The 13108-nt window shown below is 49.1% G+C and carries 14 protein-coding genes; 8 read left to right on the forward strand and 6 right to left on the reverse strand.

Annotated features, from left to right (window positions below; translation table 11 throughout):
* Positions 1 to 221: 221 nt before the first annotated feature.
* Positions 222 to 1124: a lipoyl synthase gene (gene lipA, locus KNP04_RS05765; protein WP_353047915.1), complete on the forward strand. Its 903-nt coding sequence runs from the start codon at positions 222 to 224 to the stop codon at positions 1122 to 1124.
* Positions 1125 to 1141: 17 nt separating this feature from the next.
* Positions 1142 to 1972: a lipoate--protein ligase family protein gene (locus tag KNP04_RS05770; RefSeq protein WP_214874985.1), complete on the forward strand. Its 831-nt coding sequence runs from the start codon at positions 1142 to 1144 to the stop codon at positions 1970 to 1972.
* Between the two features lie 33 nt (positions 1973 to 2005).
* Here KNP04_RS05770 and desA read toward each other — a convergent pair whose 3' ends face one another.
* The 4 genes from desA to KNP04_RS05790 all read right to left on the reverse strand — a co-directional run bounded on the left by desA (position 2006) and on the right by KNP04_RS05790 (position 7102).
* Positions 2006 to 3019, reverse strand: coding sequence for a Delta(5) desaturase DesA (desA, locus tag KNP04_RS05775; RefSeq protein WP_074035721.1), 1014 nt, complete (start codon positions 3017 to 3019; stop codon positions 2006 to 2008).
* Between the two features lie 204 nt (positions 3020 to 3223).
* On the reverse strand, positions 3224 to 4765 hold the full coding sequence (amyS, locus tag KNP04_RS05780; RefSeq protein WP_483297967.1) for an alpha-amylase: 1542 nt from the start codon (positions 4763 to 4765) through the stop codon (positions 3224 to 3226).
* A 178-nt stretch (positions 4766 to 4943) separates the two neighbouring features.
* A complete protein-coding gene (locus tag KNP04_RS05785) occupies positions 4944 to 6071 on the reverse strand; it encodes a YfbR-like 5'-deoxynucleotidase (RefSeq protein ID WP_214874987.1) in 1128 nt (375 codons plus the stop codon).
* Between the two features lie 11 nt (positions 6072 to 6082).
* The gene (locus KNP04_RS05790) at positions 6083 to 7102 is read right to left on the reverse strand and encodes an ion channel (protein ID WP_214874988.1); all 1020 of its coding nucleotides are present in this window, start codon (positions 7100 to 7102) and stop codon (positions 6083 to 6085) included.
* Between the two features lie 106 nt (positions 7103 to 7208).
* On the opposite strand from KNP04_RS05790, the gene KNP04_RS05795 reads away from it, so the two are divergent.
* The 5 genes from KNP04_RS05795 to KNP04_RS05815 all read left to right on the forward strand — a co-directional run bounded on the left by KNP04_RS05795 (position 7209) and on the right by KNP04_RS05815 (position 10296).
* Positions 7209 to 7667, forward strand: a complete 459-nt coding sequence (locus tag KNP04_RS05795) for a hypothetical protein (protein ID WP_214694705.1) — start codon at positions 7209 to 7211, stop codon at positions 7665 to 7667.
* Complete coding sequence (locus tag KNP04_RS05800; protein WP_012727458.1) at positions 7664 to 8032, forward strand: hypothetical protein; 369 nt, start codon at positions 7664 to 7666, stop codon at positions 8030 to 8032. The genes KNP04_RS05795 and KNP04_RS05800 overlap by 4 nt, the downstream gene beginning before the upstream one ends.
* Positions 8029 to 9258, forward strand: coding sequence for a glutathionylspermidine synthase family protein (locus KNP04_RS05805; protein WP_214874989.1), 1230 nt, complete (start codon positions 8029 to 8031; stop codon positions 9256 to 9258). Before KNP04_RS05800 ends, KNP04_RS05805 begins: the two co-directional genes overlap by 4 nt.
* A complete protein-coding gene (locus KNP04_RS05810) occupies positions 9255 to 9668 on the forward strand; it encodes a DUF350 domain-containing protein (RefSeq protein ID WP_074035708.1) in 414 nt (137 codons plus the stop codon). Before KNP04_RS05805 ends, KNP04_RS05810 begins: the two co-directional genes overlap by 4 nt.
* Positions 9669 to 9738: 70 nt before the next feature.
* Positions 9739 to 10296 carry a hypothetical protein gene (locus tag KNP04_RS05815; protein WP_214874990.1) on the forward strand — a complete coding sequence of 186 codons (558 nt, stop codon included), beginning with the start codon at positions 9739 to 9741 and terminating at the stop codon, positions 10294 to 10296.
* Positions 10297 to 10337: 41 nt separating this feature from the next.
* Here KNP04_RS05815 and KNP04_RS05820 read toward each other — a convergent pair whose 3' ends face one another.
* Complete coding sequence (locus KNP04_RS05820; protein WP_214874991.1) at positions 10338 to 11438, reverse strand: globin domain-containing protein; 1101 nt, start codon at positions 11436 to 11438, stop codon at positions 10338 to 10340.
* Between the two features lie 186 nt (positions 11439 to 11624).
* Here KNP04_RS05820 and KNP04_RS05825 point away from each other — a divergent pair, with 186 nt between their 5' ends.
* Entirely contained in the window at positions 11625 to 12065 is a 441-nt protein-coding gene (locus KNP04_RS05825; RefSeq protein WP_214874992.1) for an RrF2 family transcriptional regulator, read from the forward strand.
* A gap of 19 nt (positions 12066 to 12084) precedes the next feature.
* Here KNP04_RS05825 and KNP04_RS05830 read toward each other — a convergent pair whose 3' ends face one another.
* Positions 12085 to 13020 (reverse strand): ring-cleaving dioxygenase, encoded by a 936-nt coding sequence (locus KNP04_RS05830; RefSeq protein ID WP_214874993.1) that lies wholly within the window; start codon positions 13018 to 13020, stop codon positions 12085 to 12087.
* Positions 13021 to 13108 lie beyond the last annotated feature (88 nt).

The raw sequence follows: 13108 nt of genomic DNA on the forward strand, positions 1-13108 counted from the left end.
CATCAGTTACATTTGGTTCTTATTCAGGTGGTCAACAACAGTATAGCAACTCCATTTTTCAGAAACAATGACTCACTTGAAAGCGTAACCATTTTGAAACAATGTTTCTGTTTTGATACACAGAAAACTGTATTGGCAAAACCAATAATTTCCGTGGTTCGTTTTTGATTCTTTTTTTGGTAAACTCAATTCGATACAGGTTAACTTTCAAAAAGGGGGAAATTATTGTGGCAAGAGGGGAACTGAAACGAAAGCCGGAATGGTTGAAGATTAAATTAAATACGAACGACACGTATACCGGTTTGAAGAAGATGATGCGCGAAAAAAATCTACATACAGTATGTGAGGAAGCCAAGTGTCCGAACATCCATGAATGTTGGGCGGTACGTCGGACCGCGACGTTCATGATTTTAGGAAGCATTTGTACACGTGCCTGTCGTTTTTGTGCCGTCACAACCGGTAAACCGAACGAGCTCGATTGGGAAGAGCCAAAACGGGTCGCCGAATCCGTACGCCTCATGAATTTGAAGCACGTCGTCATCACTGCCGTCGCCCGCGATGACTTGAACGATTACGGGGCTACCGTCTTCGCGGAAACGGTTCGTGCCGTCCGTGCCATGAATCCAGAGACATCAATCGAAGTACTCCCGTCTGACATGATGGGTGACTTCTCTGCCTTACAGACGTTGATTGATGCGGGTCCTGACATCATGAACCATAACTTAGAGACGGTTCGCCGCCTCACACCAAGAGTCCGGGCCAAAGCGACATACGACCGCACGCTCGAATTCTTGAAACGCTCCAAAGAATTGAACCCAGATATCCCGACGAAATCGTCAATCATGGTCGGACTCGGAGAAACGAAAGAGGAATTGATTGAAGCGATGGATGACCTCCGCGAACACAACGTCGACATCTTGACACTCGGTCAATACTTGCAACCGACGAAGAAACACCTCGAGGTGGAACGTTACTACCACCCGGACGAATTCGCCGAGTTGAAAGAGATCGCACTATCGAAAGGATTCTCACATTGTGAGGCAGGTCCACTTGTCCGCTCGTCTTACCATGCGGATGAACAAGTACACAAGGCGCGTCGCCACACGATGTTGCCAATCGACTAATAGAAAGAAGAGAGATTATGACTGGTACGACGTGGCACTTACTTAGAACTGAATCCACTTCACCGGCTGAAAACATGGCGATTGACGAAGCCATCGCCAATTGGGTCGCGAAGGGAGAACTAAAACCGACGCTTCGTTTTTATTCATGGGCACCTCATGCGATCAGCGTCGGACGTTTCCAGCGGGCGACGCGTGACTTGGACCGTGACGCCCTCACGAAGAACAACATCCCGGTCGTCCGTCGCCTGACCGGGGGACGCGCCGTGTTGCACGCCGATGAGTTGACGTATAGCGTCATCTTGCCCGAATCGACTCCGGCCCTCCCAACGAATATCATCGAGAGCTATCGCTTGCTCACGGAAGGAGTCCGTCGTGGTTACCACGAGCTCGGTGTACCGGCCGAGTTTTCGGTGCCGTTGACAGAAGAGGACCGTGAGGCACTCCGCAAACCGAAATCAGCCGTCTGCTTCGATGCAGCCTCCTATTATGAGCTGGCCGTCAACGGGAAAAAGATTGCGGGTAGCGCACAAGTGCGCCACCAAGGGGCCGTCTTGCAACATGGGTCCATCCCGCTTTCTGTCGACGATGAGGTATTGTTCGACTGTTTCGCGATGGAGGAGCACGAAAAACGTGAAGCCAAAAGTCGGTTCAGCGAAAAAGCCGTCGCCTTGAACGATACGTTACAGCGTTTCGTCTCCTTTGACGAAGTAGCGGTCGCGTTCGAGACCGGCTTCAAAGACGCCTTCTCGTTGACGTTCGAACCGCTCGTCTTCACAGATGAACAGCAATCCGAAATCGACTTGCTCATCAAGAAGTATGAGAGTGATGAATGGGTCTGGAAACGCTAAAAAGATTGTCCCTTTTGACGGGGACAATCTTTTTTATGCCGCGTTCGTTCGGCGCAACAGATGGCGCACTTCTCGGAACGTGACGAATGTTTTGTTGTTCGCATCATACAATTTGTAGCGTAACGATTTCAAACTTGAAAACAGTCCGATTGTCGTTGCCCGCTGCAATGGCGGTGTCGACGTATGTGCCTTTTCCAAATGATAGTTTGGGACACGCGGGCTCAAATGGTGGACGTGATGGAAACCAATATTTCCCGTCACCCATTGAAGCACTTTCGGCAATTCATAATACGAGCTTCCTTCGATCGCCGCCTTCACATAATCCCACTCCTGCTCATCCTCGAAGTATGAATCTTCAAACGTATGCTGGACATAGAACAACCAAATCCCAAGCACACCAGCGATGAACATCGTCGTACCTTGAACAATGAGGAAAGCTTGCCATCCGATGACATAAATCAACGCACTGTATAACACAACGAGTGAGAGATTAATGATATACGTGTTTTGGCGTTCTTTCTTACGGGCATCTTTTCGATTGAAACGGCTCGTCACGAGAATGAGCCAGAGCGGTCCGAGTCCGAACATGACAAGCGGATGACGATATAGACGATACTTCAATCGCGTCCATTTCGAGGCTTCGATGTACTCCTCAATCGTCATGACCCAGATGTCCCCGACGCCTCGTTTATCCAAGTTTCCGCTCGACGCATGATGAATCGCATGCTCTCGCTTCCACTTCTCGTACGGGAATAACGTCAAGATTCCTGTAATGGTTCCGACAATCGCGTTCGCCTTCTTATTTTTGAAGAATGAACCGTGCGTGCAGTCATGGAAGATGATGAACATCCGCACGACAAATCCTGCTGCAATCAACGTGAACGGTAATGTCAGGAAAATCGAGACACTCAGTAGTTGATACGCTAAAAACCATGACACGAGGAACGGTAAAATCGTATTGATCATCTGCCGAACACTAATCCGGATATCGGACTTTTCAAACGGCGAGACGTGCTTTCTTAATTGGGCAATCTTTTCTTTACTCATAACAACCTCCTTGAATTCAACAGCGTGACAACGCAAAAATATAAATGAAACCAACAACCAACGTTGTTCAATGTGAATTCATGGATCGGAAAGTCGTCCCCATCAAGAATTAACACTAGGTCATTATATCACGTATAAAAAATATGTGGTGAAAATTCAGAAAAAGACTCGTCTCATTTTTTAGGTGAGACAAGTCTGATGGATTCATTGTTGTGTATAGATGGAAACCGAGCCACCGTTGACGAAGAACTCGCCCCAACCATCTGCGTTGATTGTTACGAGACGACTATTGTTGCCGGTCATGTCTTTCCATACTTCTCCCGCGTTCTGCTTCCCGACATACATCCATTTCGAACCACCCGGTCCGTCCGACAAAATCGTCGCAAGACCTGACTTCGCACGGTCTGTCACACCTTCACGTGTCCAACCGATGACGTCTTGGTGGTTGATGTAGTCATGTTGTGTGCCATAGGCGAAGTCTTTACGCGCTTTCAAAATCGGTTGAAGAGACCCTGACATGTTCGGAATCTCACGGTTCGTTGTCCCTTTCGTTCCGTAATAATCCCCGTAGAAGAGTGTCGGGTATCCTTGACCGCGTGTCATGATCGTCGCATAGGCGAGTGGTTTGAACCAATTGGCAACCGTCGACTCGAGTGATTGCCCAGGTTGTGAGTCATGGTTGTCGACAATGGTGACGGCGAGTGTCGGATGCTGCTCGACGACCGTTCCTTTTAGAATGTTGCGCATGTCATAGTAACCACCGCCGTTCCCTGCCGCTTGGAAGTTGTAGTGAAGCGGTACATCGAATACCGAGTGAGTATAGCCCGTCTTCGCCAAGTAATCATTGATGGCCCCAAGGTCGTTTTTCCAATACTCCGCGACGGTGAACATCTCTTTCCCTGTCGTTTGACGGACGCTTGTCACCCATTCTTTCAAGTACGAATGATTAATATGTTTGACTGCATCGAGACGGAATCCATCGAGACCGAGCGAATCCGCGTACCATTTCCCCCAGTTTTTCATCTCTTGTCGCACTTCTGGATGCTCGAAATCGACATCGGCGTACATCAAGTAGTCATAGTTTCCGTTCTCCCCGGACACTTCACTGTCCCACGCTTTACCCGTACTCTTGAATTTGTAGATTCGGCTCAAACTCCGTGACTGATCCCAATCGGTCCCGTCAAAGTGATACCAACGCCACTTGAACGGCGAGTATGTATTGTTGCGGCCTGCAAAATTGAATCCCGTCCAGGCAGAAATCGAATATTCCCCAGACGTCTCCTGATTTCGGTTAGAAGGATTGACCTCGACAGCTTGAACGGACTCGGTATAATCCGCTCCGCCCTTATGGTTCATGACCACATCCCCGTATACGCCAATCCCTTTTCCGCGTAAGTTGGAGATGGCCGACTGTAGCTGCGCTTTCGTTCCATACTTCGTGCGTGTCGTCCCTTTTTGATTGAACTCTCCTAAATCATACAAATCATAGGCCCCGTATCCGACATCATTTTGAGACGTCCCTTTATACGCCGGTGGAATCCAAACCGTGGAGATGCCGATGTCTTTCAAGTGCTGCGAATCGTTCGAGAGACGGTTCCAATGGAGCCCGTCGTTCGGGACATACCATTCAAAGTATTGCATCATCGTACCGTTCTGCGGAGTTGCCGCTTGTGCGACCGGTTGCCCCGAAAGCAGCGCAATCGATGTCACTCCAGCCAGCACGGCAATCCCTTGTCGTTTCTTCAACATCATTCATTCCTCCTCAACTAAATAATGAAAGCGCTTGCATAAATTATTGTGAAGGATTTTGATTTTGTTGCATAGACTAATGTCTAAAAACAGTTCTCTCTCCCTAACTATTTTTCATTTGAATAGTTCAGTTGAACGAAACAAAGACGGATGGCTTGTGCCATCCGCCTATACCTCAACTTGTGACGTAATCCAGGTCATGCAAAATATAGGCCAAGAAGAAAATCATACTCGGGTTCTCATAATGCATCTGGACTTTACGGAGCTGCTCGCGATACGTGACCTCATACTCGGCCCCGTTCATCTTCCGCTCCATGTTCATCTTGATGAGGGCATCGAGCTTGTCCATCATGTCGACGAGCATCCCTTCATATGTGTCATCTTTCGAATCAGCCATATATCGACGGAACGCCGGTTGCATATATGTCGGCAACAGCCCGAGAAGACGTTCACTCTCTGCCCGCTCGTACGCCTCGAACGCCGCTCCTGTCTCTTTCGTCGAATGTTTGACCGGCCCGAGCACGTCTCCAGTCACCCCTTCGACTAAGTCGTGACAGAGTAGTCGAGCGACAAGCTCGGCGACATCGACGTCAACATCATATTTTTCACGCTCTAGGAGTCCGCTGAACATGCCGAGCGCGGCAGCCCGGAAACCATGAATCGCATCGTTGTCGTCAATCGTATTGAAGCGCCCTTTCCAACGCCGGACACTGTCCATTCGCATGACGTTCTCGATGAAGCGTAACACATCGGTCTCTTCCTCGACCTGATCGAACAGCCAACGCACCGAATCAATCGGATGATGACGGAGGGCGGCTTTCATCTCTTCTAACTTGTCATCGAAATGAGGAGAGCCATGGGCGACTTCCCGTCGCACGAACAGCATCGCATCGAAAGAATCGATTCCGTCGACAATCCGTCCTTCGAACGAGTCATCTTCCGCCTCGACAACAAAACGGTGGAAGTGAGGACGTAACGACTGTGACAGCAACTCGACAAGGCCGAGGCTCGCTGTCCGTTCCATGCGCTCGATGTGACCGATCAAAGTCGGTTCTTTTTTCGTCCGGTGCATGATCGGACCCGTCTGTACTTCATTCATGTCGTGGAAAATGGCTTTCCCGAGCAAATCGAGCAAGTCGACGTCACGTCCATTTTCTTTTTCCACATAAGCCGCGATCAAGCTGAAGACCGCGACACGAAAGCTATGACTCGCTGCATTATCATGATAATGAGGGGCATATTCGTCCCATCGTTGCACGTTTTGCATGCGTGTCATCTTTCGGATAAACGTTCCGTTATGCATGGTTTCACTCCTTACGATAATCGTTCAAATACATTGTCATGACAGACGACATAGAGCATGTCTGTATCTTGTAGCGGCAAGTCGAGCATCGTTGCCACATCCAATCGGTCATTGACCGCGATGAGTGTCACCCCTGATTCAAGTAATGCTGTATTTGCTTGACGAACATTTTGCCACTCGACTTTTGGTTTCAACGCTTGGATGTTCCCGCCTGACTGCTTGCTTAACAGTTGACGGAAAATCGCCGTCGTCCCCGGTTGTAACGTCGCTTTCGCCATCAAGAGGGAGACTGAATCGTTCGCTAAAATAAAGTCGTCGACGCGGACGTGTTTAAATTTCGAGATATTCCGTTCTTCACATACTTCGACGACCGTGTGTAAATCGACTTTGTAATCATGTGATAACGCTTCTACCGCTGATGCGATCAATAACGACTTTCCGTCGGCGAGTAACGTCTCCGTGATGCGAGCATCCGCAAAAATGGCGACGCGTCGTGCTTTCAAAACATTCGCCTGCAGCAATACGGCTTCATCCGAGGCATCCCCTGAAACGAAGTGCACTTGATCGTGCACGTACGGCTCCTCGATCAATTGATCGATCAAGACGATTTCTGCCTTCGGTTCGTAGTTGAGCACTTCATCAATTGCCTTTTTTGTCTTCGGGGACCACCCGATATACACATAATGTCCTTCTCCACGATACACTAGTCTTCCCTCCCGTTTTAACCGTTGAAACGTCGCGCCGATTTCAACTAATTTTCCAATCAACGCCCCGATAATCCCGATCCCGAATAAGAACAAGAAGATTCCGAGCCATCGCCCTGCCACGGAGGCTGGATAAAAATCTCCATATCCGACGGTCGTCAGCGTCGTCATCGTCCACCAGAACGAATCAAATAATGATCCGAACGTTTCTGGTTCTAACCAGTAACCGAGCACGGTTCCTAGGATAATGATGCCAATCGAAGCTAAGATGACATTCAAAAATGATAATTTCGCTAACCCTTTCCATAAACGAAATAAGATATGCACTGTTTCCCCCTCCTTCTCTCTTATATACTAAACGTATCCACAAAAAGATTCACGAAACCATTTTGATGGTGATTCCGTATAAAAAGAAAAAAGGAAGGACTGACATATGAACTCAATCGTATTAGAGTATCGTCTCTATAAAAATGAATTATCGTTCGAACCACTATACCATTACACGTCTCTCGGATTAGATGAAGTGTTGGCTCGTCGCGAATGTGAGTTTTTCGTCAAAGACGGCATGACCTATAAACAGCGCTCGTCTGCCCTAGAAGGCGATCAATACTTTTTAATTTACGTCGACCGTTACACAGAAGGACCGATGGACAAACATGAAACGAGTGAGATTAAAGTCGAGATTCGTACGCTCGATGACCGCTTTGACAACCCGTTGCTCGAGGCCTATTACGTTGACCGTCACCTCGATGCGCTCGCCATGCTCGGCAGCCAATACTTGTACGTGGCCGGCAAAGAATATGAACGCGATTCAGCAGAAACAGATGAAGATCGTGGTGTGTATGTCATCTACGTCACACCGACGGGTTATGAATTGGAGGAATCAACATGAAGACAAGCAAGAAAATTTTAAGCGGACTCTCCGTCGCGGTATTGACGACTTCCCTTGCTGCTTGCGGTGGGGATGAATATGAAGAAGCGGCGCTCCCGGAAGAGCCGACCGGTTACGAATGTGACGATTGGGACTGGGATGACGAGACCGAGTCGTATTATTGCGATGACGACCGTTCTCCGCACTACGGCAGTTACTTCTTACTCGGAAGCCTGTTCCGCTCAAAAAATGCGTTGAAGAGTTCTTCGTCATATAAGACGTATAAAGCTAACGGTGGTGCGACTGGCGCCGTATCGAACGGCTCAAATTCAGGATCATCAAAATCTGGACTCGGCAGTGGCTCTAAAGGTGGATTCGGCGGATGACGCGTGACGAACTTTACAGTCAAATCCCTTATTTTTGGCCCGATTTAAACGATGAAGAATATGCCTTATACGATTGTTTCGAGATGACCGCCTCGCAGGTTGCCTCTGTCCGAGAGGCGACCGAGGCGGTTGACTCGATTTTCCGGAAGACGAATCAATTATTACGCACGCTACCGGACGAGACGCTCCGACTACTTGGTTATCCCGAGGCGAGCCTGCCGTTCTTACGGGAGAAGACCATGCCGCAAGAGACGATCATCGGTCGTTACGACTGGATCATGAAAGACGGTCAACTCAAGTTGATGGAGTTCAATGCAGATACGCCGACCTTTATTAAGGAGCTGTTTGACGTGAACGGCGTGGTCGCTTCTGAGTTTGGTCTCCTCGACCCGAACAGGGAAGCGACTGCTCAACTGAAAACCGAACTGCGCAAGGCAATCGTCGCCGCATGGAAACGACTCGAACGTGAAGGTACACCAAAAATCGTCTTTACGGCCCATGATGACAACATCGAAGACAAATGGACGGCGCGCTTTCTGCAAGAAACGCTCGACTTACCGTCTGAATTTGTACCGTTGCACGCTTTACTCGTCGACGAAGACGGCGTTTACACGCCATCGGGTGAGCGAATCGACATCTTATATCGTCAAACGTATCCGATTGAGCATCTCGTGGACGACCGCGCAGCAGACGGGGATTTGATCGGCATTCGGTTACTCGAACTGAACCTACAAAAACATGTGTCACTGCTCAACCCGCTCTCTGCTTTTCTCATGCAGTCGAAAGGCGTACAGGCCCTGATTTGGGAATTGTATGAGACCGAGACACTGTTCGATGAAGCCGAGCGTGACATCATCGGAACATATTTTTTACCGACTTACTTAGAAGACACACCGTTTCTCGGTGAATCGGACTACGTCAAAAAGCCGGCGTTCGGACGTGAAGGTGACTCCGTCATCTTGTACACGAAAGACGGTCAACCGTTTCATCGCGAAGCACTACAAACGTATGCGGAAGAGACGGCTGTGTACCAACAGTTCATTGAACTTCCGACACGGATGACGATGACCGTCAAAGGTCGGATCGAGACACATTATATGATCGGATGTTTTTGCTTGAACGGACACCCTTCCGCACTCGGCGTTCGCGCCGGTAGCATGATCACGAACAACCAATCTTACTACTTAGCCATTGGCACACCTACACAAAAGGAGACGAACTCATGACATTCATCACACTCGATTCAATCTTAAGCTTCCTCGCCCACCTCGGGACAGGATTCGGTCTCATTCTCGCGGGACTCATCATCTTCGCACTGACGACCAAATATTCGGAACGCAAGTTAATCAAAGAAGGCAACATGGCCGTCGCCTTAAAACTTTGGGGGAAAGCGCTCGGACTCGCCATCGTCATCTACACGGTTTGGGCGAACAGCGTCAACTTGCTCGATGCGTTCATCTGGGGACTCGTCGGGATTGTCGCCCAAGTATTGGCGTTCTGGACGTTTGAATATGTCCTCACGCCTGGCGTGAACTTAGAAAAAGAAGTCGAGAACGGCAACATGGCGATCGGTTTCAGCTTATTCGCCGCATCACTCGTTGTCGGCATCATCGTCGCCGCGAGCTTGACGTACTAATTCAAACACCCCATGCACGCATTCGCGAGGCATGGGGTGTCTCTATTTATAACAGATTGGAGGAAGAATCATGTCCAAACGAATCATCCTACTCACGATCGTCTCTGGTCTCATCGTCGTGGCCATCGCAGTCGGTGTCGGACTGTACACGTACACTAATATTCAGGCCGGCAACTCATACGAAAACGCCCAAAAAGAATTGAACCGCTACATCACGATGAACGACTGGTACAATTTTGAGATTCATAACATGGAACAGTCCATTCTATCTTTTTACACAAATGAAAATCGCTCCGTCATCGGTCTAGCCGAGATCGATGTCACGACAGGGTACCTAGGGTCTGTCACTAAACAAGTGACACCAGACCAGCCATTTGACTTTGTTGTGCTTGAAGACGGAGAAATCGAATATATCGCTGTCCATCTAAAAGAGCGCCCGGAAGATGTCGTTTATTTACGTTTGAACGGTGACGATGTCTCAAAAGATTTTCTCGTCAACGATCCCGAGAACGAAGGGTATGCGATGACATACGTCATTGAAACAACCAAACGGTCCGATGGCGCGTGGTATCTTGAAACTTTGGATGCCAACAAACAAGTCATACATTCAAGTGAACTCACAGAATAACCTATGTTGTGCATCAAGACGACTTTTTCCAGTCGTCTTTTTTAGTTGGTCGTGAGAACTCCAGACGGTCCGAAAAATTCATATCGTGCCTGAGGAATGACGCGTACGACCGTCTCCATCATCGCATTTGGTCCGCACGTATAGACATCATGTCCTTCGACATCGAGTGCCTCAAGTTGCGTCGCACTCATACAACCCGATTCGTCATCCACGTGTGTGATGAGGTGAAGCCCTTGATCCACAAGTTCATCAAGTTCGTCTCCGAGCGGACGGAGTGTTGTGCTGCGAACCGCGTGCAACAATGTGACCGAGCGCCCTTGTTCGAGTGCCGTCTTCGCCATATTGAAGAGCGGTGTGATGCCGATCCCTCCAGCAATCAGTGTGAGCGGACGATTTGACGCTTCAAGGATGAATTCGCCTGCTGGTGCGCTCACCGGGATTTCTGTACCGACCGCCTGTTCATGAAGCCAGTTTGAGACAAGCCCCTCTTTTTTAGGTGCGATCCAGTAGCCGTCTTCTGTTGTGTCGATGACACTATATTGCCGGTGGTGCACGATGTCCTCACCAGCGATTCGCGCCTGAACCGAGACGTATTGTCCTGGAATGGCTGTACCGACGACTTTATCTTTTGCGACAAGACGGAATCGCTTCACTTCCGGTGTGTCTTCAATGACTTCTTCGATGACAAACGATTTAAATCCGACCCACGGTGCGTCATCATACATCTGTTTCTCAAGTGAGATGAAGACGTCGGCAATCACGCCATACGCTTTTGCCCAGGCATCGATGATGTCTGGTGTCGCGGCTTCTCCGAGGACGTCTTGAATCGCTCCAAGTAAGTTTTCACCGACGATTGGATAATGCTCAGGGCGGATATTCAAACTCTTATGTTTATGGAGTGCCGGTTGAATGGCTGGAAGAATCGCTTCGAGCCGGTCGATATGAAGCGCTGCCGCATAAACCGCGTTCGCGAGTGCCTCTGGCTGACGTCCTCGTTTTTGGTTCGTATGGTTGAAGAAGTGACGAACTTCTGGATTTTGTTCAAACATTCGTTGATAAAAGTGCTTCGTGATTGTCACACCGTGTTCTTTTAAAACGGGCGCTGTCGCTTTTACAATTTCAATCGTTTGTTGATCTAACATGTGTATGTCCCCCTTTTGTTTCGTACACGTTCATTATGTGAGTCTAATCACTTTAAAGCAATATATGAAATACTTCTTTAAAACAGATTTCACGATTCCGACTCATTTCTGTCATCACCCTTTCACATTTACACGAATCGCACTTTTAGAGATTGTCTTGTACAATGAAACGAGAGGTGATGATGGATGAGACTTACGCAAACGTGTGACTACGCACTACGGACGTTAATGTATAGCGCCACGTTTTCACATCGGCTCGTCACGATTCAAGAAGTGGCGGATCAATATAACATCTCCAAAAACCATGTCATGAAAGTCGTCTACGAACTTGGCAAACATGGCTACTTGGAGTCGGTGCGTGGTCGCGGCGGTGGATTCCGTCTCGCGCGCCCGATGGAAGACATCAACGTAGGCGAGGTCGTTCGGTCGATGGAACCGCTTGAGCTCGTAGAGTGCTTTGGGGAAGGCCGATGCGTGATCGCGCCGGCCTGTGACTTACGCAGTGTGTTGAACGAGGCGATGTTGGCGTTCTTTCATGTGCTCGATCGTTACACGATTGCGGACCTCGTCGCCAATCGAACGAACGAACTCGCCATGCTATTGGGCATACAAAACCCGACAGACTGAAAAGTCCGTCGGGTTTTGGTTATAGCGGTTTTAGCTTTGCTTCGATGTCTGCTCGTCTCGGCTCCAGAAACGGTGGCAATGCCAAGCGTTCTCCGAGCGCTTCAACTGATTCATCCGTCGCGAATCCCGGTTCATCTGTTGCCAGTTCCACTAAAATCCCGCTCGGCTCGCGGAAGTAGATCGACTGGAAATAATAACGGTCGATGAGACCAGAGTGACTGATCCCATGTGCGTCAAGTTTCTCAATCCACTTCGCCATATCGTCTGTATCTTCCACTCGAATCGCCACATGATGCACACTCCCCCGTCCCGGTCGTTCCGATGGCAAATCCGGCCGATCGACGAGATGAATCTCTGTCGCCACGCCACCTTCTCCCGTCTCAAAAACACGCACATCGTGACCATCCCGTTCAAACGTCGTCACATATCGATAGCCGAGTATTTCAGTCAGCACCCGTGCCGTCTTCTCAATCCGCCGTACCGTCCATTCACTAAACCCGAGACCGAAGATGCCGACATCCGTTGGAACAGGACCATTTTTCCAAGGTGTCCCACTCCCCCCTTCCACAAGACAGAGGCGTTGACCTTCATGATCTTCAAACGACAACGTCGCCCGTCCGAGCACTGATTCGACTTCCCCATATGTTACACCGAACGTGTCGAAACGCTCTTGCCAATATGCGATTGCCCCGTCCGGCACTCTGAGCGCTGTTCGAGAGATACTGTTTGACCCTCGATACGTCTGCCCGAGAAACGGGAGCTCAAAGAACGTCAAATCGGTTCCGGGCGTCCCCGTTTCGTCCGCATAAAACAAGTGATACATCGATGGATCATCCTGGTTTACCGTCTTTTTGACGAGCCGCATCCCTAGTACTTCCGTGTAGAATCGTAAGTTCTTCTTGGCATCCCCGGTCATCGCTGACACGTGATGTTGTCCACTAATCACCTTCACCATCCATCTCCCCTTTCGACTATATCGTTATTGTATCATCTCCAATAAAGTAAAGTCTTCTTTACATTATGTGAAGTTTGTTTTACACTGG

The sequence above is a fragment of the Exiguobacterium sp. CH10 genome, from assembly GCF_018617635.1.
Lineage (GTDB): Bacteria > Bacillota > Bacilli > Exiguobacteriales > Exiguobacteriaceae > Exiguobacterium > Exiguobacterium aestuarii_A.

What these genes read in the sequence shown, in the direction of transcription:
- desA (WP_074035721.1), bottom strand. Translation starts at nt 3,019, where the DNA reads ATGAGTAAAGAAAAGATTGCCCAATTAAGAAAGCACGTCTCGCCGTTT.
- KNP04_RS05810 (WP_074035708.1), top strand. Translation starts at nt 9,255, where the DNA reads ATGACATTCATCACACTCGATTCAATCTTAAGCTTCCTCGCCCACCTC.
- KNP04_RS05800 (WP_012727458.1), top strand. Translation starts at nt 7,664, where the DNA reads ATGAAGACAAGCAAGAAAATTTTAAGCGGACTCTCCGTCGCGGTATTG.
- KNP04_RS05825 (WP_214874992.1), top strand. Translation starts at nt 11,625, where the DNA reads ATGAGACTTACGCAAACGTGTGACTACGCACTACGGACGTTAATGTAT.
- KNP04_RS05770 (WP_214874985.1), top strand. Translation starts at nt 1,142, where the DNA reads ATGACTGGTACGACGTGGCACTTACTTAGAACTGAATCCACTTCACCG.
- KNP04_RS05805 (WP_214874989.1), top strand. Translation starts at nt 8,029, where the DNA reads ATGACGCGTGACGAACTTTACAGTCAAATCCCTTATTTTTGGCCCGAT.
- KNP04_RS05795 (WP_214694705.1), top strand. Translation starts at nt 7,209, where the DNA reads ATGAACTCAATCGTATTAGAGTATCGTCTCTATAAAAATGAATTATCG.
- KNP04_RS05785 (WP_214874987.1), bottom strand. Translation starts at nt 6,071, where the DNA reads ATGCATAACGGAACGTTTATCCGAAAGATGACACGCATGCAAAACGTG.
- KNP04_RS05820 (WP_214874991.1), bottom strand. Translation starts at nt 11,438, where the DNA reads ATGTTAGATCAACAAACGATTGAAATTGTAAAAGCGACAGCGCCCGTT.
- KNP04_RS05815 (WP_214874990.1), top strand. Translation starts at nt 9,739, where the DNA reads ATGTCCAAACGAATCATCCTACTCACGATCGTCTCTGGTCTCATCGTC.
- KNP04_RS05830 (WP_214874993.1), bottom strand. Translation starts at nt 13,020, where the DNA reads ATGGTGAAGGTGATTAGTGGACAACATCACGTGTCAGCGATGACCGGG.